This window comes from Segnochrobactrum spirostomi (genome assembly GCF_009600605.1).
GTDB lineage: Bacteria > Pseudomonadota > Alphaproteobacteria > Rhizobiales > Segnochrobactraceae > Segnochrobactrum > Segnochrobactrum spirostomi.
Genome location: NZ_VWNA01000001.1, coordinates 176864 through 203567 on the forward strand (window position 1 = coordinate 176864; position 26704 = coordinate 203567).

The following is a 26704-nucleotide window of genomic DNA, read 5'->3' on the forward strand; positions in this document are numbered from 1 at the left end:
CGCCGCCCGAAGGCGGCGCCAGAAGAAGGAAAGCGGGGCCGGCCGTTCAGTTCGCCGGTGTCGCCGGCTGGACGGATTGCGTCTCGTCGTCGTCAGGCGCGTTGGCCCGGTTCTGCTCGATCTGGCGCCAGCGTGCAACGTTGCGATTGTGCTCGTCGAGGCTCGAGGAGAAGACGTGCCCGCCGCTGCCGTCGGCGACGAAATAGAGCGCGTCGGTCTTCGCCGGATGAGCGACCGCCTCGATCGAGTCCTTGCCGGGATTGCCGATCGGTCCGGGCGGCAGACCCTTGATCTGATAGGTGTTGTAGGGGTTCGGCCGGGTCAGGTCGGTCTTCAGGATGGTGCGCGCCTGCTTCCACGACGCGCCGCCGAACAGACCGTAGATGATGGTCGGGTCGGACTGCAGCTTCATCCCCTTCTTCAACCGGTTGATGAACACGGCCGCGACCATCGGGCGCTCCTCCGGCTTGCCCGTCTCCTTCTCGACGATCGAGGCGAGAATCACGAGGTCCCGGGAGCTCTCGAGCGGAAGCCCCGGCTCGCGTCCGGCCCAGGCTTCGGCGAGCAGCTTCGTCTGCGCCTTCTCCATGCGGTCGAGAAGCTGCCGGCGCGGCGTGCCGCGGGTGAAGTTGTAGGTCTCGGGAAGCAGGCTGCCCTCGGGCGGAATGGAATCGATGGTGCCCATCAGGAAGGCATCGGCGGTCAGCTTGTCGACGACCTGCGCGCTGGTGACGCCTTCGGGGATCGTCATCGTGCGCTGGATCGAGCGGCCGGCGACGATCTCATCCATCACCTGCGCCATCGTCACGCCGGGGGCGAAGGCGTACTCGCCGGCCTTCATCTCGCCGGTGGTACGATAGACCTTCGCCGCCGCCTCGAATATCCAGCGGTTGGTGATCACCTTGCCGTCTTCGAGGAGCCCCGCGATGTCGTCGAGGTTGGAGCCGGGCGGAATCAGGACGGTCGTCGCGGCCGTCAGCGGCCCCGGCGATTCATAGGCGCTCTTGCCCCAATAGACGATGCCACCGACGCCGAGCGCGATGACGAGCAACGCGGTCAGGATGAAATTCAGAACGAGAACGAGCGGGTTGCGGGCGTGGCGCGAGCGCGGGCGCGGGGCCGACACGGGCTGGATCAGCTTCTGCGGGCTGCGCGGGGTGCGTCGCCGGCGGGAGCCGGTCGAATCGGAGGTGTCGTTCCCGTTGTCCTTCATGCGCTCGCCAACCTGTCTCGGGGCTCTCGGGGCCGCCCGCGTTCGGGACGTCGTGAAGAACGGTCACCGCGCGGGGACCGCGGCGGCGGGCTCGACGGCCCGCCGCGCGCATGCCGGTCAGGCGTCGTAGCGGCGCAGGATCAGCGATGCGTTGGTGCCACCAAAGCCGAACGAATTCGACATAACGGTGTTCACTTCCATCGCCTTGGCCTTATGCGGCACGAGGTCGATCGAGGTCTCGACGGACGGGTTGTCGAGATTGATGGTCGGCGGCACGATGTTGTCCCGCATGGCGAGGATCGAGAAAATCGCCTCCACCGACCCGGCCGCCCCGAGGAGGTGGCCGGTCATCGACTTGGTCGAGGAGACCGCCTTGCCCGCCGCCGCATTGCCTAGGAACCGCTCGACCGCGCTGAGCTCGATGCCGTCACCCATGGTCGAAGTGCCGTGAGTGTTGATGTAGTCGATGTCGCCCGGCATGATTCCGGCGCGCTTCAGCGCCATGTTCATGCAGCGATAGGCGCCGTCGCCGTCCTCGGACGGGGCGGTGATGTGATAGGCGTCGCCGGAGAGGCCGTAGCCGATCACTTCCGCATAGATCTTGGCGCCGCGGGCCCGCGCATGCTCGAGCTCCTCGAGCACAACGACACCGGCGCCCTCGCCCATCACGAAACCATCGCGGTCGCGGTCATAGGGGCGCGAGGCGCGGGTCGGCTCGTCGTTGAAGTTCGTGGAGAGCGCACGGCAAGCCGCGAAGCCGGCGAGCGCGAGGCGACCGATCGGCGATTCGGTACCACCGGCCACCATCACGTCGGCATCGTCGAGCGCGATGAGGCGCGCGGCGTCGCCGATGGCGTGGGCGCCCGTGGAGCAGGCCGTGACGACGGCGTGGTTCGGCCCCTTGAGGCCGTGCCGGATCGACACGTAGCCGGACGCGAGATTGATCAGGCGACCCGGAATGAAGAAGGGCGAAATGCGGCGCGGGCCGCGATCGCGCAGGGTGTGCGCGGCGTCCTCGATGCCAATGAGGCCGCCGATGCCCGAGCCGATCAGCACGCCGGAGCGCACCTGCTCGTCATAGGTCTTCGCCTCGAAGCCCGAATCGCGCATCGCCTGTTCGGCGGCCGCCACGGCATAGACAATGAATTCGTCGACCTTGCGGGCTTCCTTCGGCTCCATCCAATCGTCGGGATTGTAGGTGCCCTCGGAGCCGTCGCCGCGCGGAATGATGCCGGCAACCTGGCAAGCCAGATCGGACACGTCGAAATGCGTGATGCGCTGGACGCCGCTGCGCCCCTCGATCAGGCGTGACCACGTGACATCGACGCCGCAACCGAGCGGCGTCACCATGCCCAGGCCCGTAATGACTACTCGTCTCATGAAGGTCCCGATGCGTCAGTCCGCCGGCCGGACGCTGGCGGCGAGGCTCGTGCCGAGCCCCGCCTCAACGATCCGCTCAGGTGCGGGCCATCTCAGGCCGCAGACGCCTTCTCAAGGAACTTCACGGCGTCACCGACGGTCAGGATCGTCTCGGCCGCATCGTCCGGGATCTCGACGCCGAACTCTTCCTCGAAGGCCATCACCAGTTCGACCGTGTCGAGGCTGTCCGCGCCGAGGTCGTCGATGAAGCTCGCGTTCTCGGTGACTTTGTCGGCCTCGACACCGAGGTGCTCGATCACGATCTTCTTCACTCGCTCAGCGATGTCGCTCATTCTGGACTTCCTTGATGTTTACACGGAACTTCGTGGAGGATTGTCAGCGACCCGGCTTCACGCATCTCCGTCAAGCCGAGTGCCGTAGAACCGTTCCGCTCGTGAGATTGCAGCGTCTCGTTCCCGATCTGCTTGGCGATCTCTTTGACCGGACTGCCATTTGCAGCGCACAGCCGAGCCTGGAAACAGACGAACGACGTCCCGACCGGCGGCGCTTGGTAACATACTTCTCCGGGCATTGCCACAATGGGGAAAGTGGCGGTTCCCCGGGGAAATTCCAAGATCAGACCATGGCCATTCCGCCGTTCACGTGCAAGGTCTGACCCGTCACATATGCGGCTTCGTCGCTCGCCAGATAGAGCGCGGCGGCGGCGATCTCCTCACCGGTACCGAGTCGTCCCGCCGGCACCGAAGAGAGGATGGCGGTCTTCTGCTCGTCCTTGAGCACGTCGGTCATCGCCGTCTCGATGAAGCCCGGGGCGATCGTGTTGACAGTGATGCCCCGGCTCGCGACCTCGCGTGCGAGCGACTTCGACATGCCGATCATGCCGGCCTTGGCGGCGGCATAATTGCCCTGCCCCGGATTGCCGGTGACGCCGACGACCGAGGTGATGCCGATGATGCGGCCATGCCGGCGCTTCATCATGCCGCGCAGGACGGCGCGGGACAGGCGGAACGCCGAGGTGAGGTTCACCTCGAGGACCTGATCCCACTCCTCGTCCTTCATGCGCATGAAGAGGTTGTCGCGGGTGATGCCGGCATTGTTGACGAGGATGTCGATCTGGCCGAGCGCTTGCTCGGCCGCCGGCACCAGGGCGTCGACCTCGGTGCGGTCGCCCAGATTGGCGGTGACGATGTGGGTGCGCTCGCCGAGCTCGGCCGCGACGGCCTCAAGCTTTTCGCGGCGGGTGCCGGAAAGCGCCACGGTCGCGCCGGCGCCGTGCAGCGCCCGGGCGATCGCCGCGCCGATGCCGCCGCTCGCGCCGGTGATCAGGGCCGTCCGGCCGGTGAGATCGAACATGGGCGATGTCCTTCCCGTTCTTCAGCGCCCGAGACGAGCGGCGAGGGCCGCCGCTTCGTCCGGCGTGCCGACATTGGCGGTGGCGGCGTCCTTGGCGATGCGCTTGGCGAGGCCGCTCAGCACGCTGCCGGCGCCGATCTCGACGAAGACGTCGACACCGTGCTCGGCGAGCCACGCGACGCTCTCGCGCCAGCGGACCGTGCCGGTGACCTGCTCGGCGAGGCGCCGGCGGATCTCGTCCGGATCGGTGATCGGCGCGACGGTGACGTTGGCGACGAGCGGCACGGCCGGCGCGCGGACCTCGACCTTGGCGAGGGCCTCGGCCATCACCGCGGCGGCGGGCGCCATCAGCGGGCAGTGGAACGGCGCGCTCACCGGCAGGAGAACGGCGCGGCGGGCGCCATGGGCTCTGGAGATCGCGACGGCGCGCTCGATCGCGGCGCGATGGCCGGAGATGACGACCTGGCCGGGCGCGTTGTCGTTGGCGGTGGTGCAGATCTCGCCCTCGGCCGCCTCGGCGGCCACGGCACGGGCGGCGTCGAGATCGAGGCCGAGCAGCGCGGCCATGGCGCCCTCGCCCGCCGGGACAGCCTTCTGCATGGCCTCGCCGCGCAGGCGTAACAGGCGCGCCGCGTCGGCGAGCCCGAGGCTGCCGGCGGCGACGAGCGCCGAATATTCCCCGAGTGAATGGCCGGCGACGAACGCCGCGTCGGCGACCCGAACGCCGCGCACCTCGAGGGTGCGCAGCGCGGCGATGCTCACCGCCATCAGGGCGGGCTGCGTGTTCGCCGTCAGCGTCAGGTCCGCCTCGGGACCTTCGAAGATGATGGTGGAGAGCTTCTCGCCGAGCGCGTCGTCGACTTCCTCGAACACGCGGCGGGCGGCGTCATCGGCCTCGGCGAGGGCCTTGCCCATGCCGACGCTCTGGCTGCCCTGGCCGGGAAAGGTGAAGGCGATGGTCATGTGGCGCGCCGCGCTCCTCGAATGTCCGTCCGCCGCCGGAACCCGGCGCGAACCGGGCCGCACAAAGGCGACAAGATGTCCGGAAGTCAAGGGCCGCGCCGCGCACAGGGGGATTCCCGGCAGCGAAATTCGGTCTGCGGGGAACGCGCAGATATATAAGTGTGCGTGTCGCCGCCGCGCGCCTCGAGCATCCGAGCCATCCGCGGCGGCGCATTCGGGCGCCCGAACGGAATGCGTCCTTGCCTTTCCCGCCGATTCGGGTATCAACACCGCCGCTGCACCGGTCCGGCCGGGGGCTGAACGGAAGGCCGTGTCTTCACGGCGAGGCAACGAAGAGGTTGCCGCCTTCCCGTGTCTCCGCTCGCGAACACGCAACTTTCTCGACGCCTCTCCTCGGAAGGCTTCGACGAGGCTCCGCGCCGGCCGTGCGTTGTAGAGGAAAGGCAGAGGTTCATGGCTCTTTACGAGCATGTCTTCCTGGCCCGACAGGATGTGTCGGGTCAGCAGGTTGACGCCCTGATCGAACAGTTCAAGGGCGTCATCGAACAGAATGGCGGCAAGGTCTCGAAGATCGAGAACTGGGGACTGAAGTCCCTCGCCTACCGCATCAACAAGAATCGCAAGGCGCATTATGCGCTGCTGAACATCGACGCTCCCTCGGCCGCCGTGGTCGAGATGGAGCGCCAGATGCGCATCAGCGAAGACGTGCTGCGCTTCCTGACCGTCCGCGTCGAAGAACTCGAGGACGGCCAGTCGGTCATGCTCCAGAAGCGCGACCGCGACGACCGTCGCCGCCGCGACCGTGACGACCGTGGCTTCGAGGGTGGTGGCGGCCGTGACCGCGACCGCGACGATCGCCCGCGCCGCCGTCGGGATGACGATTTCGGAGATAACGACTGATGATCGACGTTGCCCAGTTGCCGACCCGTCGGCCGTTCTTCCGCCGCCGCAAGACCTGCCCGTTCTCGGGCGCGAATGCGCCGAAGATCGATTACAAGGACGTGAAGCTCCTGCAGCGTTACGTCTCCGAGCGCGGCAAGATCGTGCCGTCGCGCATCACTGCGGTTTCGCAGAAGAAGCAGCGCGAGCTCGCCCGCGCCATCAAGCGCGCGCGCTTCCTCGGCCTTCTGCCCTACGTGATCAAGTGAGATCGGCGGGCGCTCGCGCCCGCCTCGCCGCCGGCGGCCGCTCGCGTGCCGCCGGCTTTCTCGTCTGGGCCCGAAGCGGGCTCTAACCGCGGCGCCGAAGGCCCTGCGGGACAGACCAAGGAGTGATCCCCATGCAAGTCATCCTGCTCGAGCGCGTCGCCAAGCTCGGCCAGATGGGTGAAGTCGTGCGCGTGCGCGACGGTTTCGCCCGCAATTTCCTGCTGCCGCAGGGCAAGGCGCTGCGCGCCACGAGCGGCAACCGCGAGCGCTTCGAGCGCGAGCGCGTGCAGCTCGAGGCCCGCAACCTGGAGCGCCGCACCGAGGCCGAGGCCGTCGGCCAGAAGCTCGACGGCAAGAGCTTCGTCGCGATCCGCCAGGCGGGCGAGACCGGTCAGCTCTACGGTTCGGTGTCGACCCGCGACATCGCCGTCCTCATCGAGGCCGGCGGATTCTCGATCGAGCGCAACCAGGTTCTCCTGAACCATCCGATCAAGACGATCGGCGTGCACAAGGTCGAGATCGCGCTGCACCCCGAAGTCAGCGTCACCGTTCAGCTCAACGTCGCCCGTTCGGCCGACGAGGCCGAGCGTCAGGCGCGTGGCGAAGACCTCACCCTCCGCAACCAGCGCTTCGAGTTCGAAGAGGACGAGGAAGAGGCGGAAGAGGAAGCCGAGGCCGTCGAGACCACCGAGGCGGGCGAGCCGGCCTGATCCTTCACAGGCGATTGAACACCGGGAACGGGCGTGTCCTTCTGGCCACGCCCGTTTCTTTTTGTTGCGCCAGTACCTTGAGCTTCCGAGGAGAACGAGCTTAGCATCGGGAAATCCCGATAACGCTCGTCGTTCGCGTCGTTGCTTCATCGATGCGCCTCGGAGACCGCCATGAACCGTCTGCTGCACGCGTTCCTGTCCAACCACGTCCGCAAGGGAAATCTGGAGATCGTCTCGCCGGGCGGCGGCGTCGCGAGTTTCGGTGACGGCAGCGGTCCCCGTGTGCGGATGCGAATCACGGACAAAGCGACCGAACGCAAGATCCTCACGAATCCCGATCTCGCGTTCGGCGAAGCTTACATGGACGGCACCGTCGTCTTCGAAGCGGGCCGCATTTACGACTTCCTCGACCTCGTTCTCTCGAACGTGAACACGGCGCTACCATCGCCCATCGCCAAGTTTCTTGCGAAGTGGCGTGTGTGGACGCGGCGGCTTCGCCAGCGCAACGGACACGCCGCCGCCCGGCGCAACGTCGCCCACCATTACGACCTCGACGGCGCGCTCTACGATCTGTTCCTCGATTCCGACCGGCAATATTCCTGCGCCTATTACGAATCGGACCGGGACGACCTCGAATCGGCGCAGCTCGCCAAGAAACGTCACCTCGCCGCCAAGCTGATGATCGAGCCAGGCATGAAGGTGCTCGACATCGGCTGCGGTTGGGGCGGTCTCGGCCTCTACCTCGCCGACATCTGCGGGGCCGACGTCACCGGCGTCACCCTGTCCGAAGAGCAGCACGCGATGGCCAACCGCCGCGCCCAGGATCGCGGCCTCGCCGACCGCGCCCGGTTCATGCTGCAGGACTACCGCACGCTCCAAGGCCCCTTCGACCGAATCGTCTCGGTCGGCATGTTCGAGCATGTCGGGGTCGGCCACTTCCCAGAATATTTCGACAAGGTACGCGATCTCCTGAAGCCCGACGGCGTGATGGTGCTGCACTCGATCGGCCGCTTCGACGGTCCGGGCGACACCAATCCCTGGATCCAGAAATATATCTTCCCCGGCGGCTACATCCCGGCCTTGTCCGAGGTCGTCCCGGTGATCGAGCGCGCCGGCATGAAGACGACCGACATCGAGATCCTGCGTCTGCACTATGCCAAGACGCTGCGGGCGTGGCGCGAGCGGTTCATGGAGCACTGGGACGAGGCGGCCAAGCTCTACGACGAGCGTTTCTGCCGGATGTGGGAGTTCTATCTCGCGGGCTCCGAGACGGCCTTCCGCCACCAGGACATGATGAACTTCCAGATTCAGTTCGCGCGACACCAGCATGCCGTGCCGCTGACTCGCGACTACATGTTCGAAGCCGAAGCGGCGCTGCGCCGCCGTGAGACGGAGCGCCTGCCACTGCGCCTCGCCGGAGAATAGTCCTCATCCGTCCAAACGCTTCCTATCCGCTGCGCCGACATCACGCGGTCGCGATGTGCTTGTCATCGGTACCCGCTATGGGGAATGATCCGGCCATGAACGGGCCGAGTCACGGCGCGACTGGAGGCAATATGAGGCGGTTTGACGGGGTACTGAGCCGAGGAGCTCGGCTCATGGGAGCGGCGGCGTTCACGGCGATCGTCAGCATGTCCGCGATCCCCGCGTGGGCGCAGAGCGCGGCTCCGGCTACGAACGCGCAGCCGGAGAATCCGGCCGCGGCGAACGGGGAACAGCCTATCATCGAGCAGAAGGCGCTCGATCTCCTGAAGGCCATGAGCGCGAAGATCGCCGCCGCGAAGTCGTTTTCGGCGAGCATCCGCGACATGCGCGAGATCCCCTCGAGCCAGGGGCAGATGCTGACCTTCTTCTCGAGCGCGAAGTTCGCGGTCGAGCGCCCGAACAAGATGCGCGCCGATATCGTCAACGACGGCGTCGATACGCTCGCGATCTACGACGGCAAGACGCTGACGATGTTCGACGAGCAGAAGAACTTCTACGTCAAGGCCGACGCCCCGCCGACTCTCGACGAAATGGTCAAGTTCGCGTCCGAATCGCACGGCATTCATTTCGCGATCGCCGACTTCCTGTTCTCCGACCCCTATAAGATCTTCAGCGAGGGCCTGACGAACGCCTATGTCGTCGGCCCCACCCGGATCGAAGGTGCGCCGGTGCAGCATCTCGCCTTCGCGGCGAAGGGGATCGAGTTCGAGCTGTGGCTCGATGATTCGTCGAACCTGCCGCGGCTCTTCACCGTCACCTATCTCGACGCGCCGGGCGTGCCCCATTTCCTGGTGCAGTTCACCCGCTGGAGCCCCGACGTGAGCTTCCCGGGGACTTCTTCACCTTCACGCCGCCCAAGGGCGCAGTGGCGATCGATTTCCTGCCGCCGGAGAAGAAGTGATGGTCGCCCGAACGCTGGACCGCAAAGGAATGAACAACATGCGCGCTCTCGCTTTCGCCGCCTCGCTCGCGGCGCTCTCGCTGGCGACGATTGATCCGGCTTCGGCCTGGGTTTCCTACAACCGTTCCGGCTCGTGGACGAGCCCGTCCGGCGCCACCCGCACCTGGAGCGCCAGCGGGACGGCAGGCGGCGCGCACTACGGCTATGGCTATGGCTATCATCCCTGCTGCGCGTACCACTCCGGCTATTCCGGTGCCGCCGTGGCCGGCGCCGCGGTGGCAGGAGTCGCGGTGGGTGCGGTCGCCGGAGCCGCCGTCGCGTCGGCGGCGCGGCCGACCACGGTCGTGGTCGCCCCGGCCTACGGCGCGTCCTATGCGGCGCTGCCGGGCGGCTGCACGATGATCACGCCCTCGGGCGCGACCTATTATGCCTGCGGCGGTGTCTATTACCGGCCCTATTACGGGCCGTCGGGCGTCGTATATCAGGTCGTCCCGGCGCCCTGATCTTCCAGCACACCGAACACTTTGCTCGAAGCGCCGCGTTCAGCCGAACGCGGCGCTTTGTCGTTACGGCCTGCATGACGCGGGGCATGGTCAGCCCGCCCTCTGATATGCCACAGTGCCCGAGCCGACCGGCCGCCGCCGGCCTGCGATTTCGATCGCACGAGGTCGATGCCCGATGTCCGTTCTGTCTTCGGACCACCGCCCCCCGCAGCCGCGCGCGTCGACGATCGCGCTGTTCACCCCGAAGCTCGTCACCGCACTCCAGGAAGGCTATTCCCTGGCGACGTTGCGGGCCGATGCCATCGCCGGCCTCACGGTCGCGATCGTCGCCCTGCCACTCTCCATGGCGATCGCGATAGCGAGCGGCACGACCCCGGACCGCGGCCTCTTCACGGCGATCGTCGCCGGCTTCCTGATCTCGGCCCTCGGTGGCAGCCGCTTTCAGATCGGCGGACCAACGGCGGCCTTCATCGTCGTCGTCCACCGCATCGTCGACGTGCACGGCTTCGACGGTCTCGTGCTCGCGACGCTGATCGCCGGCGCCGTGCTCATCGCGATCGGGGCGCTGCGGCTCGGCACCTACGTCAAATACATCCCCTATCCCGTCGTGATCGGCTTCACCGCCGGCATCGCGATCTCGATCTTCGTGTCGCAGATCAAGGACTTGCTCGGCCTTACCGTGCCGCTGCCGGGCGATTTCGTGCCGAAGATCGCGGCGCTCGCCGCCGCGCTGCCGCAGACCAACCCGGCCGCGGTTGCCATCGCGCTTCTGTCGATCGGGCTCATCGTCGGCCTGCGCAAGGTGCGGCCGAAGTGGCCGGGCTTCCTCATCGCCGTCGTCGCCGCAGCCCTCGTCGCGACGGGGCTCGGGCTCGGCGTCGCAACCATCGGCAGCGCCTTCGGCGGCGTACCGCGCACCCTGCCCGCCCCGACCCTTCCCGTCTTCAGCCTGGCGAAGGTGACCGCCGTGCTGCCGGATGCGATGACGATCGCGCTCCTCGCCGCCGTCGAATCGCTGCTCTCGGCCGTCGTCGCCGACGGCATGACGGGACGGCGGCACCGTTCGAACTGCGAGCTCGTGGCCCAGGGCGTCGCCAACATCGCCTCCGCTCTGTTCGGCGGCATCAGCGCGACCGGGGCCATCGCGCGCACGGCGACCAACATCCGCGCCGGCGGTCGGACGCCGGTCTCGGGCATTTTGCATGCGCTGTTCCTGGCGCTCTTCATGCTCGTCGCGGCGCCGCTCCTCTCCTACATCCCGCTTGCTGCGCTCGCCGCCATCCTCGCCGTCGTCGCCTGGAACATCGCCGAGATCGAGCATGTCCGCGAGATCCTGACGCGCTCTGCGATCGGCGACCGCATCGTGCTCGCACTCACCCTCGGCCTCACGGTGTTCGTCGATCTGACGGTCGCGATCGAGGTCGGCGTGGTGCTCGCCGCCTTCCTGTTCATGCACCGCATGGCCCAGGCGGTGGAGGTCTCGACCGGCGCGGCTCTGGTGCGGGAAGACGAGGCGGACACGCTGACATGCGACCTGCCGGACCAGGACCCGGGCGTCGTGCTCTACCGGATCGACGGTCCGTTCTTCTTCGGCGCGACCCAGCAGGTCGTCTCCGCCCTCGACCACACCGGCGAGACGCCGCGGGCGATCATCCTCGATTTCTCGAACGTGCCGCTGATCGATTCGACGGCGGCGACGGCGCTGCGCTCGGCGGTGGAGAAGGCGCGCAAGATGGGCGCCCGGGTGGTGATCGCCGGCGCCCGCCCGAACATCCGCCACGCCTTGCGCGACTACGACGTGAAGCCGCCATCGGTCACCTTTGCGGCAAATGTCGAAGCCGCCCACGCCGCGCTCGGCGAGGCGGCGCCGCGCTGATGGCCCCGCGACGGGCCGGATGCGACATCGGGGCGAGCCGCCTGCGGCCGCACTGCGCCTTGCCAGCGGCGCCGACAAGGACGATGTGAGAACGGCAGTCGCCGCGGGCCACGCGGCGCACCGCGGCTTTGAGTGGATCGAACCATGAACGCGCAGGATTTCGAGATCGCGGTCGTCGGCGGCGGCCCGGCCGGCATGATCGCCGCCATCGCTTTCGCCGTCGAAGGCCGCAGCACGGTCCTCGTGGCACCCCCGCTCTCGACCGATGCCCGCACCACCGCTTTGATGCGGAGCTCGGTCGAAGAGCTCAACCGTCTCGGCGCCTGGGCGGCCCTTCGGGACGACGCCGCGCCGCTCGCCGCGATGCGCCTCATCGACGACACCCGCCGGCTGATCCGCGCCCCGGAAACGACGTTCTACGCAAGCGAGCTCGGCTTCGAGGCGTTCGGCTGGAACGTTGAGAACGACCGTCTGAATGCCGCCCTCTCGGCCCGCCTCGACGCCCTGGTGTCCGAGGGCGCTCCCCTGGTGCGCATCGCCGCGCCGGCCGAGTCGATCTCGGTCGAGGAACGCTCCGTCCGCATCGAGGCCGGGGCCGACGTGCTGCGCGCGACGCTCTGTGTCGGTGCCGACGGGCTGCGCTCGCCGGCGCGTGAGGCTGCCGGCATCGAATGCGTCGGCTGGGATTATCAGCAGGCGGCCTTCGTCACGAGCCTGTCCCACGAATTGCCCCACGGCGACAGCTCGACCGAATTCCACACCACCACCGGCCCGTTCACGCTGGTGCCGCTCGGGCCCCGTCGCTCGAGCCTCGTCTGGGTCGAGCGGCGGCCGCGCGCCGAGGCGCTCGCCGCCCTCGACGAGGACGCGCTCGCCCTCGAAATCGAGCGGCAGGCCCGCTCGTTCCTCGGCAAGATGCGGGTCGTGGCGCCGCGCGCCGTGCTGCCGCTCTCGACGCAGATCGCCCGCCGCTTCGGCGCCAACCGCATCGCCTTGGTGGGCGAGGCGGCGCACCGCATTCCGCCGATCGGCGCGCAGGGGCTCAATCTCGGCGTCCGCGACGTCGCGGACTTGGTCGCGGCGACCCGGCGCGCGAGCCTCGAAAGCGGCGATGTCGGCGGCCCGGCGGTGCTCACCGCCTACGACCGCGCCCGCCGCGCCGACGTCGGCCCGCGTACCGTCGGCGTCGATCTCCTCAACCGGAGCCTCCTCACGGGCTTCCTGCCGGTGCAGATCGCGCGCAGCCTCGGCCTCCTCGTCGCCGCCGAGGTTCCGCCGCTGCGCCGCCTGCTGATGCTCGGCGGTCTCGGCGAAGCGGTCGGCGCGCGCGGCCGCGCGCCCCGCATCACCGCGGGCGCCGACGCGGGCGGATGGTAGCGTTCGGCGATGCGGACCGCTATTGATCCCGCAGCCGCCGCATCGAACCGCTCGAGACGAACCGACCCCTTGTGACCGACGAATCCGCTTCCTCCTCCGCGCCGCGCGTAACCCTGCTGCATCGGATCGAATATGGCGCCGTGCGGGCGATCGCCGCCCTGATCCGGGCGCTGCCGCTCGACGTCGCGTCCGCGCTCGTCGGCGGCGCGTGGGCGCTCATCGCGCCGCTCACCAAGCGTCAGGCCCGCGCCCTCGACAATCTGCGCCACGCCTTTCCGGAGAAGAGCGAGGCCGAGCTGCGCCGCATCGCCCGCGAGGCCTGGCGCAATCTCGGCCGCGTCATGGCCGAGACGATCCTGCTCGACCGCCTCGTCGCCGACCAAAGCCGAATCGCGATTTCGGACACGCTCTTCCGCATGCGGGATCGCGGCCGCGAAGGCGGCGTGTTCTGCACTATGCACGGCGGCAATTGGGAGCTCGGCGTGCTGCCCTATCGCGGCGAACCGAAGCGGCCGTGGGGCGTCTATCAGGCGGTGCAGAACCCGCTAATCGATGCCTGGCTCGTCGGCCTGCGCGCCGATTATTACGGCGCCCTCCTGCCGAAGAGCCCGGCGACCGCGCGCAAGGTGCTCGCCCACGTGAAGCGCGGCGGCGCGGTCGGTCTCGTCGTCGATCACCGGGAAGCGGCCGGCATCGAGGTGCCGTTCTTCGGCCGCCCGGCGCTCGCGACGCCCTACCCGGCGATGCTCGCCCGCACTACCGGCCAGCCGCTCTTCATGGTGCATACGGTGCGCACCGAGGGCAGCCGATTCGTCCTCGACGGGGTCGAGATCAAGGTGCCCCAGACCGACGACCGCACCGCCGATATCCACGCCGCGACCGCGGCGATCCACGCCCTTTTCGAGGAGTGGATTCGCGCGCGGCCGGAGCAATGGATGTGGGCGCACCGGAAATGGGCCTACAAGATTCACCGCCGCGGCCTGATGCGGCGAGGCGAAGCGCCACCGGCGGCCCCTGCGCCGCCCCCCGCGGGATAGCGCACCGTTGGCGCTTGACTTCGCCGGCTCAACACGCGCATTGAGCGTGAAGGGCAGAAGAACGACATCGACGCGCGCGGAACCGACGCTGCGCAAAAAGGCTCCGGACTACCGCTTTATGGATAGCTTCAAGACCGCCAAGTTCGGCATCGGCCAGGTCGTCCGCCACCGGATCTACCCGTTCCGCGGCGTGATCTTCGACGTGGACCCGGTGTTCAACAACACCGAGGAATGGTGGCTCTCGATCCCGGAAGAAATCCGGCCCTCGAAGGAGCAGCCGTACTATCACCTGCTCGCCGAGAACGACGAGTCGGAATACATTGCCTATGTCTCGGAGCAGAATCTGCTGCCGGACGAATCGGGCGAGCCGGTGCGCCACCCGCAGATCGACGAGATCTTCGTCGTCGAAGACGGCCATTATCGCAGCCGCGACGACCGCCGCGCCCACTGAGGCGCAAGCCCCCGAAGACCCTCTCTGTTCGTTTCGACGCGCCCGAGCACCCGCTCCGGGCGCGTTTTCGTTTGCAACCGGCCGGCCGCGATGCGCGCGCCGCGGGGCACCAAAACGAAAAGCGGCGGGCTTTCGCCCGCCGCTCTAAACCCACTTTGTCGGACCTGGACGCGGCGGCTAGACCCGCCGGCCGCCGATCACTGCGCCGGGGCGGTGTCCGCCGGAGCCTCGCCCTGGGTCGCCTTCTTCTGCTCGTCGATGAGCTTCTGACGCGCCGCCTCGGCCTTCTTCTCGAGCTCGGACTGGAGCTGCTGCTGCTGGCGCTGCAGTTCCGCCGGGTCGATCGCCGGGCCGTCGTAGACCTTGCCGAAATTCTTGAGGGACATCGGGAACGGAACCGGCTTGCCCTGCTGGTTGAGCGTGATCAGCATGAGCTGATTGCCCTTCTTCAGCGCGGAAACCATCTGGTCCGAGGCGACGAGCTCGGCATAGCAGGCGTTCGGGAAGCAGATCGAGTACTTCGCCTGATCCTGCTTGCCGTTGTCGATCTGCACGCGCAGGCCCGGCTGGATCAGCATGCCCGGGGGCACGGCGATCATGAACAGGCGGCGCGCTTCGCCCTTGATGTCGCGGATCGCGACCGAGGCCATGAGCTGGCCGTTGTCGGTGCGCAGTTCCTGGGTGACGAGGCAGACCTGCTTCTTCGAGTTCGGGTCCGTGTTGCAGAACTTGACCCAGTTCGATTCCGGCAGGTTGGCGGCGGCGCCCTGCCCGTCCTGCTGCGCCTTCGGCGCCGGCGGGGCCTTCGGCGTCGCGTCCTGCGCAAAGGCGGACCCGCTCGCGAGCGCCATCAGCGCCGCGGCTCCGCTCAAAGCCAGGAACCGGCCAGCGCGCTTCTGAATTCCGAGCAGTGCACCCGTCATGAAAACCCCGTCGTCCTCGTCGTTCGCGCGCCGGCGCGTCCTACCCTGGTGCGGTGCCCCTGGGCCCCGCGCATCGCTGCCTCTTCGGCTCGCTCAAGAGGAGCCCTGAAGGCCGAGTGGGGCGACAGCAAGGCGTTTCGCGGCGGAGACAGCGTCGGCGGGCATCCTTACTCTGCCCCCCCGGCCATTTCCAGCGACAATGGCCCGCCGGACGCCTCCAAGCGGCGGAAACCGTGCGGAAGATCGCCCGCATGGCGTGTGCGCAACACTTGGGCGTTCGCGAAAGGTTCCAGCCTTCCCTAAGGTGGGTAGACGCCGCCCGTTTCGGGTGGTTCCGGACGCTTGCACCCCCTCGCTCGAGGCGCTCCACCGATTCGGACCGCACGGCGTCACCGCCGCCTCGCCGCCGCCATCCTAAATGTCTATGGTCCGCGTCATCGTCCTCCCGCGCGGAACCCCATCATGTCGGCTACAGACCCCCTTGCGATCGACGTCGTCTCGGACGTCGTCTGCCCCTGGTGCTTCCTCGGCCGCCGTCGCCTCGAACAGGCGATCGAGATGGTGCCGGAGGTTCCGGTCGTGGTGCGCTGGCGGCCCTATCTCCTCGATCCGAACGTGCCCGAGGAAGGCATGGACCGCGCCGCCTACATGAAGGCGAAGTTTCCCGATCCGGCGCAGATTCGCGCGATCCACGAGCGCCTTCAGGAGCTCGGCCGCAGCGTCGGCATCGATTATCGCTTCGACGCCATCGAGGTGGCGCCGAACACGCTCAACGCCCACCGGGTGATCCGCTGGGCGCTCGTCGAAGGGATGCAGGACGCCGTGGTCGAGCGGCTCTTCAAGCTCTATTTCGAGGAAGGCGCCGATCTGTCGCGCGCCGAGACCCTGGTCGATGCGGCCCGCGACGCGGGCATGAACGCCGAGGTGGTCGCCCGCCTCCTCGAAGGCGACGCCGACCTCGACGCGGTGCGCGAGGAGATCGCCGTGGCGCAACGCCTCGGCGTGACCGGTGTGCCCTGCTTCATCTTCGACAATCGCTACGCCGTAATGGGCGCGCAGGAAGCCGAAACCCTCGCCGCCGCCATCCGCCGCACGGCCGACGAACGGCTTTCGCCGGACGCCGCCGCCGAGACGGACTGAGCGGCGCTGGGTGCGGGCAAGATCACGCCCGCCGCAGCACCCCACCCCGTCGCCCTACGGGCCTCGACCCTCCCCCTCCAGGGGAGGGTTTAAGCGTGTTGTGAACGTAAGGCTTCACGTCCTTGTGGCAGAATATCAAAAGCCGGCGAGGACGACCTTGCCGCGGGCTTTGCCACTTTCGATGAAGGCGTGGGCGCGGCGGAGGTTCGCGGCATTGACGGGGCCGAACACCTCCGTCAGGGTCGAGCGGATCGCGCCCTGATCGACGAGATCGGCGACGTGCTTCAGGAGCCGGTGCTGAGCCTCAATGTCGGCGGTCGCGAACAGCGATCGCGTGAACATGAATTCCCAGTGCAGCGAGGCGCTCTTGCGCTTCAGGAGCGACACGTCGATCGGGCCCGGATCGTCGATCAGGGCGAAGCGGCCCTGGGGCACGATGATCTCCGCGAGTTCGGCGAAGTGCTTGTCGGACTGCGTCGTCGAGAAGACGAAGGCCGGCTTGTCGAGGCCGAGCGCGGCATATTCGACGGCGAGCGGCTTGGCGTGGTCGATGACGTGGTGGGCGCCGAGCTCCCGACACCAATCCGCCGTCTCGGGCCGCGAGGCGGTGGCGACGATCGTGAGGTCGGTGAGCCGGCGGGCGAGCTGGATCGCGATCGAGCCGACGCCGCCAGCTCCGCCGACGATGAGCAGGATCGGCGCCGCACCGCCGGGAAGAATGTTGACCAGCAGGCGGTCGAACAAGGCCTCGTAGGCGGTGATCGAGGTCAGCGGCAGCGCCGCCGCAGCGGCGAAATCGAGCGTCGCCGGCTTCGGCCCGACGATGCGCTCGTCGACCAGATGGAATTCCGAGTTGGTACCGGGCTTATCGATCGCACCGGCATAGAACACCGCATCGCCCGCCTTGAAGAGCGAGACCTCGGGCCCGGTCTCCACCACGATGCCGGCAGCGTCGTAGCCGAGGATCTTCGGCGTGCCGTCGGTCGATCCGCCGCGGCGGCGGACTTTGGTGTCGACCGGATTGACCGACACGGCCTTCACCTGCACGAGGAGTTGACGTCCCTCGGGCGCCGGGCGGGCGATTTCGACATCAACGAGCGAGCGCTCGTCCTCGATCGGCAGCGATTCGTAAAATCCAACGGCGCGCATGGCGGATCTCTCCTTGGGCTCCCCCGGAGCCTTGGTCGGAACGTCGCGGCGGCCCTCAAGCGCATCAAGCGCGGCAGGGCCGTTCGCGAATGGCCCCGATGTCGGCTATAAGGGCCGTGTGCGCAAGAACGCACATAAACCGCCCATAGTGCCCTTTTTGATACTGTCGCCCTGTCCCCGGGAGGATCGTCCATGCCGCGCGTGCGCCACGCCCGCTTCGATTGCGCCCCCGGCTGTGCGGTCGAGCGCACCCTGTCGCTGATCGACGGCAAGTGGAAAGGCGTGATCCTGTTTCACCTTGCCGAGGGGACCTTGCGCTTCAATGCGCTGCGCCGCCTTTTGCCGAGCATCACCCAGCGCATGCTCACCAATCAGCTTCGCGAACTCGAGGCCGATGGCCTCGTGACACGCACCGTCTTCGCCCAGGTGCCGCCCCGGGTCGATTACAGCCTCACGCCGTTCGGCGAGAGCCTGAAGCCGGTGCTCGCGGCGCTCAAAGCCTGGGGCGACGCCCACCCGTACGAGGCCGCGGCGGAGAGCGACGCGGCGTAACCCGATCCTCTCGAGGCCATCCTGATGCACGGTCGCATTGTCTGGAACGAACTCAACACGCGCGATCCCGAAGCCGCGAAGGCCTTCTACGGCACGGTGATCGGCTGGACGTTCGCCCCGAAGGAAATGTCGGACGGCCGGACCTATTGGCTCGCGATGGCCGACGGTGAGCCGGTTGCAGGGCTTTTCACGCTCGACGCCGACCAGCACGCCGACATCCCTGACCACTGGTTCGCCTATCTGGAAGTCGACGACGTGGATGCCCGAGCCGCCACGGCGATCGCTGGGGGCGGGACTCTGCGGACCGGACCGGAGGACATCCCCGGCGTCGGCCGCCTTGCGGTGATCCGCGATCCCGTCGGCGCCTATCTCGGCTGGATGACCCCGCGGCCTTAGCGTCCTGACGCCGTCCCCGAGACGAGCTCGGCTCAGGCTGCACGATCTCACGCGGCTTTGGCGCCGGTCGCCTCCTCGGCGAGGCGGACGAGCTTGACCAGGATTGCCGCGGAGCCCTTCAGGCGCTCTTCGGGCTTCGCCCAGTCGCGGCTCAGCACGATGCGCTGATCCGGGCGGATCTTCGCCAGCACGCCCTGCTCGCCGATATAGCGGACGAGGCCGGCCGGATTGGGGAACTTGGCGTCCCGGAAGGTGATGACGATGCCCTTCGGGCCGGCATCGATCTTCTCGACGTTGGCGCGCCGGCACAGGCCCTTGATGTAGACGATCTTGAGGAGGTGCTCGACCTCGTTCGGCAAGGGCCCGAAGCGATCGACGAGTTCGGCGCCGAAGGCATCGATCTCCTTCGGCTCGGCGATGTCGGCGAGGCGGCGATAGAGGCCGAGGCGGAGCTGGAGGTCCGGCACGTACTCCTCGGGGATGAGCACCGGCGTGCCGATGGAGATCTGCGGCGACCATTTCTCGTCCGCTTCCATGTCGCCACCGGCGCGCAGCATCGCCACCGCCTCTTCCAGCATCTCCTGATAAAGCTCGTAACCGACTTCCTTGATGTGGCCGGACTGTTCGTCGCCGAGCAGGTTGCCGGCGCCGCGGATATCGAGATCGTGGCTCGCGAGCTGGAAGCCCGCGCCGAGGGTGTCGAGCGATTGCAGCACCTTGAGCCGCCGCTCGGCGGTCGGCGTCAGCGCCTTGCCGACCGGCACCGTGAGGAGCGCATAGGCCCGTGTCTTGGAGCGCCCGACGCGGCCGCGGAGCTGGTAGAGCTGGGCGAGGCCGAACATGTCGGCGCGGTGGACGATCAGCGTGTTGGCGCTCGGAATGTCGAGGCCGGATTCGACGATGGTGGTCGAGAGCAGGACGTCGTAGCGGCCCTCGTAGAACGCCGTCATGACGTCCTCGAGCTCCGTCGGCGGCATCTGGCCGTGGGCCACGGCGACCTTCACCTCCGGCACCGTCTCGTCGAGGAATTGCTTGATCTCGGCGAGGTCGGAGACGCGCGGGCAGACATAGAAGCTCTGGCCGCCGCGGAAGCGCTCGCGCAACAGCGTCTCGCGGATGACGAGCGGATCGAACGGCGAGATGAAGGTGCGCACCGCCAGCCGGTCGACCGGCGGCGTCGCGATCACCGAGAGTTCGCGGACGCCGGTCAAGGCGAGTTGCAGGGTGCGCGGGATCGGCGTCGCCGACAGCGTCAGCACGTGAATCTCGGCCTTGAGCTCCTTGAGCCGTTCCTTGTGCTTGACGCCGAAGTGCTGCTCCTCGTCGACGATGAGGAGCCCGAGATCGCGGAACTGGATGTTCTTGGCGAGGAGCGCGTGGGTGCCGACCACGATGTCGACGGTGCCGTCGGCGAGGCCTTTGCGCACCTCGGCCTGCTCCTTGGCCGGCACGAGGCGGGACAACTGGGCGAGCTTGAGAGGCATGCCCCGGAAGCGCTCGTTCACCGTCTTGAAGTGCTGGCGGGCGAGCAGCGTCGTCGGCACCAGGAGCGCGACCTGGCGGCCCGACATGGCGGCGACGAAGGCGGCACGCAACGCGACCTCGGTCTTGCCGAATCCGACGTCGCCGCAGACGAGGCGGTCCATCGGCCGGCCCGCCGCGAGATCCTCGGTGACGGCGTCGATCGCCTGGAGCTGATCGTCGGTCTCGTCATAGGGGAAGCGGGCGACGAACTCGTCGAACAGCCCCTCCGTCGGCGTCAGCACCGGCGCGGAGCGCAGGGCACGCGCCGCCGCGGTCTTGATAAGCTGGTCGGCGATCTCGCGGATGCGCTGCTTGATGCGGGCCTTGCGGGCCTGCCACGCCCCGCCGCCGAGCTTGTCGAGCTGGGCGTCGCTCTCGTCCGAGCCCGAGCCGTAGCGCGACAGCAGGTCGATGTTCTCGACCGGCAGAAAGAGCTTGTCGCCGCCGGCATAGACGAGTTCCAGGCAATCGTGCGGCGCGCCGGCAGCCTCGATGGTCTTGAGGCCGACGAAGCGGCCGATGCCGTGATCGACGTGAACGACGAGGTCGCCTTCGGCGAGCGTGCCGGCCTCGGTGATGACTTCGGCGCCCGACGCCCGGCGCTTGCGCGGACGCACCAGGCGGTCGCCCAGGATGTCCTGCTCGCCGATGACGACCAGGTTGCCGACCTCGAAGCCGGTCTCGATCCCGAGCACGACGAGCGCCACCATCTCGGGCGGCAGCTTGTCGATCTCGGCCCAGTTGTCGACCGGCTTCATCGCGCCGAGATTGTGGTCGGCGAGCACCTGACCGAGGCGGTCGCGGGAGCCGGCGGACCATGACGCGAGCACCACGCGCTTCTTAGCCCGTCTCAACGTCACGATATAATTGACGAGAACATCGAAGATATTCTCGCCCGCCGCGCGCTCGGCGGCGAACGTGCGGCCGTGCTTGCCGCCCATATCCACGACGGTGCCCGACGCCACACTCTCGGCAAGGGCGAACGGCGACAGGCGGATGCGGGCGTGCGAGGCGAGCGCGGCGTGCCAGCTATCGGTGTCGAGATAGAGCGCGTCGGGCTCGATCGGCCGATAGGGCACGTCGGCCTTCGCTTGTTCGAGGCCGGTCTTGCGCGATTGATAATGGTCGAGCGCCTGCTTCTGCCGCTCGGAGAGGGCATCCTCGACCAACGCGTCGAGCACGATCGGGGCATCGCCGAGATAATCGAACACCGTGTCGAGCCGCTCGTGGAACAGCGGCAGCCAGTGTTCGAGGCCCGGATAGCGGCGGCCCTCGCTGATCGATTGATAAAGGAGATCGTTGCGGTCGGCGGCGCCGAAGCGGGCGACATAGGCCTGCCGGAAGCGGCGGATGGCGTCCGGCGAGAGCACCACTTCGCTCATCGGCACGAGCGAGATCTGGGTGAGCTGGCCGGTGGTGCGCTGGGTCTCTGGATCGAACGAACGGATCGATTCCAGGGTGTCGCCGAAGAAATCGAGACGCACCGGCGCCTGCGTGCCGGGCGCAAAGAGATCGACGATACCGCCGCGCACCGCATATTCACCGGAATCCCGCACGGTCGCGGTGCGCAGGAAGCCGTTGCTCTCCAGCCATTCGACGAGGGTGGTGATATCGACGCGGTTGCCCACGTGGGCCGACAACACCGACTTCGCGAGAGCGTCTCGGGACGGCACGCGCTGGGCGGTGGCGTTGACGGTCGTCAGTAGAACGCGCGGCGCCTTGCCGACGCGGCCGGTGGCCAGCTTCGCCAGCGCCGCCATGCGCCGCGCCGCAACGACCGCCGACGGCGACACACGGTCGTAGGGCATGCAATCCCAGCCGGGCAGCACGACGACCTCGACCTCCGGGGCGAACACCGCGAGCGCCTCCGCAATCGCCGAGAGGCGCTGCCCGTCGCGGGCGACGAAGGCGAGCGCGAGCGGCTGACCGGCCCGCCGCCGGGCCGCCGCCCGGATCAGATCGCCGAGCACCAGGGCGTCGTAGCCGTCCGGCACCGAGGCGATGGTGGCATCGCCGGAACGCGCGAGGAGGTCGTCGAAGGTCGGGCGGGTCATGAGTTCTTCGCAATATCGGCAGGCAAGGCCAGCCGTCAGAGATCGTTGCCGTCAGAGATCGTAGAGGCCTTCGGCGATGGCGCGTCCCGAATGGAACCGCACCATGTCGCGCCACAGCGGCGTGTCGTAAGGCTCGGGCACCGGCTCGCGGCCGACGAACCACCCGAGCAGCATCTGGTCCTGCACGTCCATCAGGTGCTCGAACGCACTCACCTCGTCGTCGCTCCACGCGACGATGTGGGCGTCGATGTACGAGCCGAGCAGAAGATCCATCTCCCGCATGCCGCGGTGCCAGGCCCGGAACAGGAGACGGCGGCGACGCGCATCGACCTCGGCGCTGGTGATTGTAGTGCCGGTCAAGGCTGTGATCCTCGAGAGGGCTCGGAAAGGAGGGTTCTAGCGCTCCGAAGCCTTGTTGTCAGGGTCTTGGTGAGTCCGGACCTCCATCAGTCGGATCGGGAGCCGGGAACCCCGAGGCGGGAAGACGCCCGGATCGGACCTGCTATAAGCTGCCGGCGATGCGGCCCGAGATTCTCAATCCCCTATTCCGACCGGTCACGGCGCTGAAGGGCGTCGGCCCGCGGCTTGCTGCGCTGTTCGATCGCCTGCTCGCGAGCGGCGACCGCGAGCCGGTCGTCGCCGATCTCTTGTTCCATCTTCCGACCGGGCGGATCGACCGCCGCACCCAGCCCGGCATCGCCCGATCTCCCCAGGGCGCCGTGGTGACGCTCAAGGTCCGCATCGACCGCCACGAGCCGCAGCGCCGCGGCAGCCGCGCGCCCTATCGCGTGTTCGCCTCGGACGAGACGGGCGAGATCGCCCTCCCCTTCTTCCACGCCAAGGCGGACTGGCTCGAGCGCGAACTGCCGGTCGACGCGATCCGCTATGTGAGTGGCAAGGTCGAGTGGTTCAATGGGCGGCCGCAGATGCCGCATCCGGATTACATCGTCCCCGAAGAGGATTTCGCTTCTCTGCCGCTCGTCGAGCCGGTTTATCCGCTGACCGAGGGGCTCGGGCAGAAGGCGATCGTGCGCGCCGTCGCCGCCGCGCTCGAGAGCTTGCCGCGCGGTCTGCCGGAATGGCAGGACGCGGCGTGGCTCGAGGCCCGCAATTGGCCCTCGTTCACCGACGCCTTGCACTGCCTGCACCGGCTCGAGGCGATCGAAGGGACGGAGGCCGAGGCCGCCGCCCGCGCCCGCCTCGCCTATGACGAACTGCTCGCGAACCAGCTCGCGCTCGCCCTCGTCCGCGCTCGATTGCGGCGTCCCTCCGGCGAGGCGCGGTTGCCCACGGGCGAGCACACCGCCCGCATCACGGCCGCCCTGCCCTTCGCTCTGACATCGTCCCAACAGGCGGCGATCGCCGATGTCGCAAAGGATCTGGCGGCGCCGCGCCGCATGCTCCGCCTGATCCAGGGCGATGTCGGCTCCGGCAAGACGATGGTCGCCCTGTTCGCGATGGCGATGGCGGCGGAGGCCGGCGGCCAAGCGGCGATGATGGCGCCGACCGAACTCCTCGCCCGCCAGCACCTCGCGGCGATCGGGCCGCTCGCCGCCGCGGCCGGGCTCAAGGCCGCCGTGCTCACCGGCCGCGAGCGGGGCAAGGAGCGCGAGGCAGTGCTTGCCGGCCTCGCCGACGGCTCCATCGACATCGTCGTCGGCACCCACGCCCTGTTCCAGGGCGAGGTCGCGTTCCGCAATCTGACCCTCGCCGTGGTCGACGAGCAGCACCGCTTCGGCGTGCACCAGCGGCTGGCGCTCTCCACCAAGGGCCGCGGCACCGACGTGCTGGTGATGACGGCGACGCCGATCCCGCGCACGCTGGTGCTCGGCCTGTTCGGCGACATGGATGTTTCGAAGCTCACCGAGAAGCCGGCCGGCCGCAAGCCGATCGAAACGCGGACGATCCCGAGCGAACGGCTCGGCGAGCTCGTCGCCCGCCTCGCGTCCGCGCTCGATGCCGGCCAGAAGGCCTATTGGGTCTGCCCGCTGGTCGAGGAAAGCGAGGAGAGCGACCTCGCCGCCGCCGAAGGCCGCCGGGAGGCGCTGACGCAAGCCCTCGGGCCCCGCGTCGGGCTCGTCCACGGTCGCATGAAGCCGGCCGAGAAGGATGCGGCGATGGCGGATTTCCGCGAAGGCCGCACCCGTCTCTTGGTCGCCACCACCGTCATCGAAGTCGGCGTCGACGTGCCGGACGCGACGATCATGGTGATCGAGCATGCCGAGCGCTTCGGCCTCGCCCAGCTCCACCAATTGCGCGGACGGGTCGGACGCGGCGACAAGCCCTCGACCTGCCTCCTGGTCTACCGCCCGCCCCTCGGGCTGACGGCCCAGGCGCGCCTCAAGATCATGCGCGACACCGAGGACGGCTTCCTGATCGCCGAGGAGGATCTGCGGCTGCGCGGCGAAGGCGAACTGCTCGGCACCCGCCAGAGCGGGATGGCCTCGTTCCGCATCGCGGATCTTTCGATCGACGGCGACCTCGTCGAGGCCGCCCGCGACGATGCCCGGCTGGTGCTCGCCACCGATCCGGAGCTGACGAGCCCGCGCGGGGAAGCCCTGCGCACGCTCCTCTACCTGTTCCGCCGCGACGAGGCCGTGCGGCTCTTGCGCTCCGGCTGACGTCGCCTATTCCACCGTCACCGACTTATTCGACGGTAACGGACTTATTCGACCGTCACCGATTTCGCGAGATTGCGCGGCTGGTCGACGTCGGTGCCGTTCACCACCGCCGTGTGATAGGCGAGGAACTGCACCGGGATCGCATAGACGATCGGGGCGATTTCCGGCGGCATCTTCGGCAGGAGGATCGTCTCCGCAGGGGTCAGGCCGGCATGGGCGAGCCCTTCCTCGTCGGTGACGAGAATGATGCGTCCGCCGCGCGCGGCGACCTCCTGCATGTTCGACGCCGTCTTCTCGAACAGGCTGTCGAACGGCGCCACGACGACGACGGGCACGCTCTCGTCGATGAGCGCGATCGGCCCGTGCTTGAGCTCGCCCGCGGCGTAGCCTTCGGCGTGGATATAGGAGAGTTCCTTGAGCTTCAGCGCGCCTTCGAGCGCGATCGGATAGCTCGTGCCACGGCCGAGATAGAGCACGTCCGAAGCCTTGTGGATGCGTCGGCCGATCTCGGCGATCTCATGCTCCAGCGCGAGCGCCTGGGACACCAGACGCGGCACCTCGGCGAGCGCTTCGACGAGGCGCTTCTCCTCGGCCGCGTCGATGGTGCCGCGAGCCCGGGCCGCCGCGACAGCGAGCGAGGCGAGCACGGAAAGCTGGCAGGTGAAGGCCTTCGTCGAGGCGACGCCGATCTCGGGGCCGGCGAGCGTGGGCAGCACGACGTCGGATTCCCGGGCGATGGTCGAGGTCGGCACGTTGACGACCGCCGCGATGCGCTGGCCGGCCTCGCGGCAATAGCGCAGCGAGGCGAGCGTGTCGGCGGTCTCCCCCGATTGCGAGATGAAGATCGAAAGGCCGCCGGGCTTCAGCGGCACCTCGCGGTAGCGGAATTCCGAGGCGACATCGATATCGACCGGTAGCCGCGCCAGACGCTCGAACCAATATTTGCCGACGAGACCCGCATAATAGGCCGTGCCGCAAGCGGCGATCGAGACCCGCTCGACGGCGGCGAAATCGAGCCCTTCCGGCGCCTTGGCGCGTCCCTCCGCGAGATCGAGATAATAAGCGAGCGTGTGGCCGATCACGTCCGGCTGCTCGGCGATCTCCTTCGCCATGAAGTGGCGATAGTTGCCCTTCTCGACGAGCAGCGCGGACGATTGCAGCACCTTGAGCGGGCGGGCGACTGGGCGATCCTCCGCGTCGAAGATGGTGACGCCCTTGCGGTCCAGCACCGCCCAGTCACCCTCTTCGAGATAGACGATCCGGTTCGTAAAGGGCGCGAGCGCGATGGCATCCGACCCGAGATAGGTCTCGCCCTTGCCGAGGCCGACCGCGAGCGGCGATCCGCGCCGCGCCGCGAGCAGGAGATCCTCCTCGCCCTCGATCAGGATCGCGAGCGCGAAGGCGCCGCGCAGCCGCTTCAGCGTCTTGGCCAGGGCGTCTTGCGGCGTCTCGCCCGCCGCGAGCGCGACGGACAGGAGATGGGCGATGACTTCCGTGTCGGTGTCGCTCTCGAACACGGCGCCGCCGGCGATCAACGCGTCCTTCAGCTCGCGGAAATTCTCGATGATGCCGTTGTGGACGACGGCGACGCGGCCGGCGACGTGCGGATGCGCGTTGCGCTCGGTCGGCCCGCCATGGGTCGCCCAGCGGGTGTGGCCGATCCCGATCACGCCGGCGAGGGGATGGGCGGCCGCCTCAGCCTCAAGGTTCTTGAGCTTGCCGGCCGCGCGCAAGCGGGTGAGCCGCCCGCCTTCGAGCGTCGCGATGCCGGCGGAATCGTAGCCGCGATATTCGAGGCGCTTCAGCGAATCGATGAGACGCTCGGCAACTGGCGCATTGCCGAGAATTCCTACGATACCACACATCGGCCGATACTCTCGCTGATCCCGTTCGATCGTCCTCTATCAACAGGACTGGCGACTGCCCAATCAAACTGGGTGTCAAATTG

At 68.2% G+C, this 26704-nt stretch carries 24 protein-coding genes; 14 read left to right on the forward strand and 10 right to left on the reverse strand.

Going from position 1 to position 26704, the window contains the following annotated elements:
* Positions 1 to 46: 46 nt before the first annotated feature.
* The 5 genes from mltG to fabD form a co-directional block, all read right to left on the reverse strand.
* The gene (mltG, locus tag F0357_RS00885; RefSeq protein WP_153477701.1) at positions 47 to 1213 is read right to left on the reverse strand and encodes an endolytic transglycosylase MltG; all 1167 of its coding nucleotides are present in this window, start codon (positions 1211 to 1213) and stop codon (positions 47 to 49) included.
* Between the two features lie 117 nt (positions 1214 to 1330).
* Positions 1331 to 2593, reverse strand: a complete 1263-nt coding sequence (gene fabF / locus F0357_RS00890; protein WP_153477704.1) for a beta-ketoacyl-ACP synthase II — start codon at positions 2591 to 2593, stop codon at positions 1331 to 1333.
* A gap of 92 nt (positions 2594 to 2685) precedes the next feature.
* The gene (locus tag F0357_RS00895; RefSeq protein WP_153477706.1) at positions 2686 to 2925 is read right to left on the reverse strand and encodes an acyl carrier protein; all 240 of its coding nucleotides are present in this window, start codon (positions 2923 to 2925) and stop codon (positions 2686 to 2688) included.
* A gap of 283 nt (positions 2926 to 3208) precedes the next feature.
* Entirely contained in the window at positions 3209 to 3946 is a 738-nt protein-coding gene (gene fabG / locus F0357_RS00900) for a 3-oxoacyl-ACP reductase FabG (protein ID WP_153477708.1), read from the reverse strand.
* A 21-nt stretch (positions 3947 to 3967) separates the two neighbouring features.
* A complete protein-coding gene (gene fabD, locus F0357_RS00905; protein ID WP_153477711.1) occupies positions 3968 to 4909 on the reverse strand; it encodes an ACP S-malonyltransferase in 942 nt (313 codons plus the stop codon).
* A gap of 453 nt (positions 4910 to 5362) precedes the next feature.
* On the opposite strand from fabD, the gene rpsF reads away from it, so the two are divergent.
* The 10 genes from rpsF (at position 5363) to hspQ (ending at position 14397) form a co-directional block, all read left to right on the forward strand.
* Complete coding sequence (gene rpsF / locus F0357_RS00910) at positions 5363 to 5809, forward strand: 30S ribosomal protein S6 (RefSeq protein WP_153485891.1); 447 nt, start codon at positions 5363 to 5365, stop codon at positions 5807 to 5809.
* Positions 5809 to 6057 (forward strand): 30S ribosomal protein S18, encoded by a 249-nt coding sequence (gene rpsR / locus F0357_RS00915; protein WP_153477713.1) that lies wholly within the window; start codon positions 5809 to 5811, stop codon positions 6055 to 6057. The genes rpsF and rpsR overlap by 1 nt, the downstream gene beginning before the upstream one ends.
* Positions 6058 to 6188: 131 nt before the next feature.
* Positions 6189 to 6767, forward strand: a complete 579-nt coding sequence (gene rplI / locus F0357_RS00920; protein WP_153477715.1) for a 50S ribosomal protein L9 — start codon at positions 6189 to 6191, stop codon at positions 6765 to 6767.
* 171 nt (positions 6768 to 6938) lie between these two features.
* Positions 6939 to 8192: a cyclopropane fatty acid synthase gene (locus F0357_RS00925; protein WP_153477719.1), complete on the forward strand. Its 1254-nt coding sequence runs from the start codon at positions 6939 to 6941 to the stop codon at positions 8190 to 8192.
* Positions 8193 to 8365: 173 nt separating this feature from the next.
* Positions 8366 to 9247 carry a DUF2092 domain-containing protein gene (locus tag F0357_RS00930; RefSeq protein ID WP_208948152.1) on the forward strand — a complete coding sequence of 294 codons (882 nt, stop codon included), beginning with the start codon at positions 8366 to 8368 and terminating at the stop codon, positions 9245 to 9247.
* The gene (locus tag F0357_RS00935; RefSeq protein ID WP_153477725.1) at positions 9192 to 9656 is read left to right on the forward strand and encodes a hypothetical protein; all 465 of its coding nucleotides are present in this window, start codon (positions 9192 to 9194) and stop codon (positions 9654 to 9656) included. The genes F0357_RS00930 and F0357_RS00935 overlap by 56 nt, the downstream gene beginning before the upstream one ends.
* Positions 9657 to 9831: 175 nt before the next feature.
* On the forward strand, positions 9832 to 11532 hold the full coding sequence (locus tag F0357_RS00940) for a SulP family inorganic anion transporter (protein ID WP_153477728.1): 1701 nt from the start codon (positions 9832 to 9834) through the stop codon (positions 11530 to 11532).
* 144 nt (positions 11533 to 11676) lie between these two features.
* Positions 11677 to 12909 carry a UbiH/UbiF family hydroxylase gene (locus F0357_RS00945; RefSeq protein ID WP_153477732.1) on the forward strand — a complete coding sequence of 411 codons (1233 nt, stop codon included), beginning with the start codon at positions 11677 to 11679 and terminating at the stop codon, positions 12907 to 12909.
* Between the two features lie 71 nt (positions 12910 to 12980).
* Complete coding sequence (locus F0357_RS00950; protein WP_208948153.1) at positions 12981 to 13946, forward strand: lysophospholipid acyltransferase family protein; 966 nt, start codon at positions 12981 to 12983, stop codon at positions 13944 to 13946.
* A 118-nt stretch (positions 13947 to 14064) separates the two neighbouring features.
* Positions 14065 to 14397: a heat shock protein HspQ gene (gene hspQ, locus F0357_RS00955; protein ID WP_153485896.1), complete on the forward strand. Its 333-nt coding sequence runs from the start codon at positions 14065 to 14067 to the stop codon at positions 14395 to 14397.
* Positions 14398 to 14594: 197 nt separating this feature from the next.
* Here the strand turns inward: hspQ and F0357_RS00960 are convergent, their stop codons facing one another.
* Positions 14595 to 15320 carry an invasion associated locus B family protein gene (locus F0357_RS00960; protein WP_246161284.1) on the reverse strand — a complete coding sequence of 242 codons (726 nt, stop codon included), beginning with the start codon at positions 15318 to 15320 and terminating at the stop codon, positions 14595 to 14597.
* A gap of 462 nt (positions 15321 to 15782) precedes the next feature.
* On the opposite strand from F0357_RS00960, the gene F0357_RS00965 reads away from it, so the two are divergent.
* Complete coding sequence (locus F0357_RS00965) at positions 15783 to 16460, forward strand: DsbA family oxidoreductase (RefSeq protein ID WP_153477735.1); 678 nt, start codon at positions 15783 to 15785, stop codon at positions 16458 to 16460.
* 135 nt (positions 16461 to 16595) lie between these two features.
* Here F0357_RS00965 and F0357_RS00970 read toward each other — a convergent pair whose 3' ends face one another.
* A complete protein-coding gene (locus F0357_RS00970) occupies positions 16596 to 17609 on the reverse strand; it encodes a zinc-binding alcohol dehydrogenase family protein (RefSeq protein ID WP_153477739.1) in 1014 nt (337 codons plus the stop codon).
* A 192-nt stretch (positions 17610 to 17801) separates the two neighbouring features.
* Here F0357_RS00970 and F0357_RS00975 point away from each other — a divergent pair, with 192 nt between their 5' ends.
* Together F0357_RS00975 and F0357_RS00980 are read left to right on the forward strand one after the other, a co-directional pair.
* Positions 17802 to 18161, forward strand: coding sequence for a winged helix-turn-helix transcriptional regulator (locus tag F0357_RS00975; protein ID WP_153477741.1), 360 nt, complete (start codon positions 17802 to 17804; stop codon positions 18159 to 18161).
* Positions 18162 to 18185: 24 nt separating this feature from the next.
* Positions 18186 to 18557 carry a VOC family protein gene (locus F0357_RS00980; protein WP_153477744.1) on the forward strand — a complete coding sequence of 124 codons (372 nt, stop codon included), beginning with the start codon at positions 18186 to 18188 and terminating at the stop codon, positions 18555 to 18557.
* Between the two features lie 47 nt (positions 18558 to 18604).
* Here the strand turns inward: F0357_RS00980 and mfd are convergent, their stop codons facing one another.
* Positions 18605 to 22135 carry a transcription-repair coupling factor gene (gene mfd / locus F0357_RS00985; protein WP_153477755.1) on the reverse strand — a complete coding sequence of 1177 codons (3531 nt, stop codon included), beginning with the start codon at positions 22133 to 22135 and terminating at the stop codon, positions 18605 to 18607.
* Between the two features lie 51 nt (positions 22136 to 22186).
* The gene (locus F0357_RS00990) at positions 22187 to 22495 is read right to left on the reverse strand and encodes an FAD assembly factor SdhE (protein ID WP_153477757.1); all 309 of its coding nucleotides are present in this window, start codon (positions 22493 to 22495) and stop codon (positions 22187 to 22189) included.
* Positions 22496 to 22653: 158 nt separating this feature from the next.
* Between F0357_RS00990 and recG the strand changes: the two genes are divergently transcribed.
* Positions 22654 to 24756, forward strand: coding sequence for an ATP-dependent DNA helicase RecG (gene recG / locus F0357_RS00995; RefSeq protein ID WP_153477759.1), 2103 nt, complete (start codon positions 22654 to 22656; stop codon positions 24754 to 24756).
* A gap of 44 nt (positions 24757 to 24800) precedes the next feature.
* Here the strand turns inward: recG and glmS are convergent, their stop codons facing one another.
* Entirely contained in the window at positions 24801 to 26621 is a 1821-nt protein-coding gene (glmS, locus tag F0357_RS01000; protein ID WP_153477767.1) for a glutamine--fructose-6-phosphate transaminase (isomerizing), read from the reverse strand.
* Positions 26622 to 26704: the final 83 nt, after the last annotated feature.

Bases quoted from the DNA above. Each gene is read 5' to 3' on its own strand.
- mltG (WP_153477701.1), bottom strand. From the start codon at position 1,213: ATGAAGGACAACGGGAACGACACCTCCGATTCGACCGGCTCCCGCCGG.
- fabF (WP_153477704.1), bottom strand. From the start codon at position 2,593: ATGAGACGAGTAGTCATTACGGGCCTGGGCATGGTGACGCCGCTCGGT.
- F0357_RS00895 (WP_153477706.1), bottom strand. From the start codon at position 2,925: ATGAGCGACATCGCTGAGCGAGTGAAGAAGATCGTGATCGAGCACCTC.
- fabG (WP_153477708.1), bottom strand. From the start codon at position 3,946: ATGTTCGATCTCACCGGCCGGACGGCCCTGATCACCGGCGCGAGCGGC.
- fabD (WP_153477711.1), bottom strand. From the start codon at position 4,909: ATGACCATCGCCTTCACCTTTCCCGGCCAGGGCAGCCAGAGCGTCGGC.
- rpsF (WP_153485891.1), top strand. From the start codon at position 5,363: ATGGCTCTTTACGAGCATGTCTTCCTGGCCCGACAGGATGTGTCGGGT.
- rpsR (WP_153477713.1), top strand. From the start codon at position 5,809: ATGATCGACGTTGCCCAGTTGCCGACCCGTCGGCCGTTCTTCCGCCGC.
- rplI (WP_153477715.1), top strand. From the start codon at position 6,189: ATGCAAGTCATCCTGCTCGAGCGCGTCGCCAAGCTCGGCCAGATGGGT.
- F0357_RS00925 (WP_153477719.1), top strand. From the start codon at position 6,939: ATGAACCGTCTGCTGCACGCGTTCCTGTCCAACCACGTCCGCAAGGGA.
- F0357_RS00930 (WP_208948152.1), top strand. From the start codon at position 8,366: ATGGGAGCGGCGGCGTTCACGGCGATCGTCAGCATGTCCGCGATCCCC.
- F0357_RS00935 (WP_153477725.1), top strand. From the start codon at position 9,192: ATGCGCGCTCTCGCTTTCGCCGCCTCGCTCGCGGCGCTCTCGCTGGCG.
- F0357_RS00940 (WP_153477728.1), top strand. From the start codon at position 9,832: ATGTCCGTTCTGTCTTCGGACCACCGCCCCCCGCAGCCGCGCGCGTCG.
- F0357_RS00945 (WP_153477732.1), top strand. From the start codon at position 11,677: ATGAACGCGCAGGATTTCGAGATCGCGGTCGTCGGCGGCGGCCCGGCC.
- hspQ (WP_153485896.1), top strand. From the start codon at position 14,065: ATGGATAGCTTCAAGACCGCCAAGTTCGGCATCGGCCAGGTCGTCCGC.
- F0357_RS00960 (WP_246161284.1), bottom strand. From the start codon at position 15,320: ATGACGGGTGCACTGCTCGGAATTCAGAAGCGCGCTGGCCGGTTCCTG.
- F0357_RS00965 (WP_153477735.1), top strand. From the start codon at position 15,783: ATGTCGGCTACAGACCCCCTTGCGATCGACGTCGTCTCGGACGTCGTC.
- F0357_RS00970 (WP_153477739.1), bottom strand. From the start codon at position 17,609: ATGCGCGCCGTTGGATTTTACGAATCGCTGCCGATCGAGGACGAGCGC.
- F0357_RS00975 (WP_153477741.1), top strand. From the start codon at position 17,802: ATGCCGCGCGTGCGCCACGCCCGCTTCGATTGCGCCCCCGGCTGTGCG.
- F0357_RS00980 (WP_153477744.1), top strand. From the start codon at position 18,186: ATGCACGGTCGCATTGTCTGGAACGAACTCAACACGCGCGATCCCGAA.
- mfd (WP_153477755.1), bottom strand. From the start codon at position 22,135: ATGACCCGCCCGACCTTCGACGACCTCCTCGCGCGTTCCGGCGATGCC.
- recG (WP_153477759.1), top strand. From the start codon at position 22,654: ATGCGGCCCGAGATTCTCAATCCCCTATTCCGACCGGTCACGGCGCTG.
- glmS (WP_153477767.1), bottom strand. From the start codon at position 26,621: ATGTGTGGTATCGTAGGAATTCTCGGCAATGCGCCAGTTGCCGAGCGT.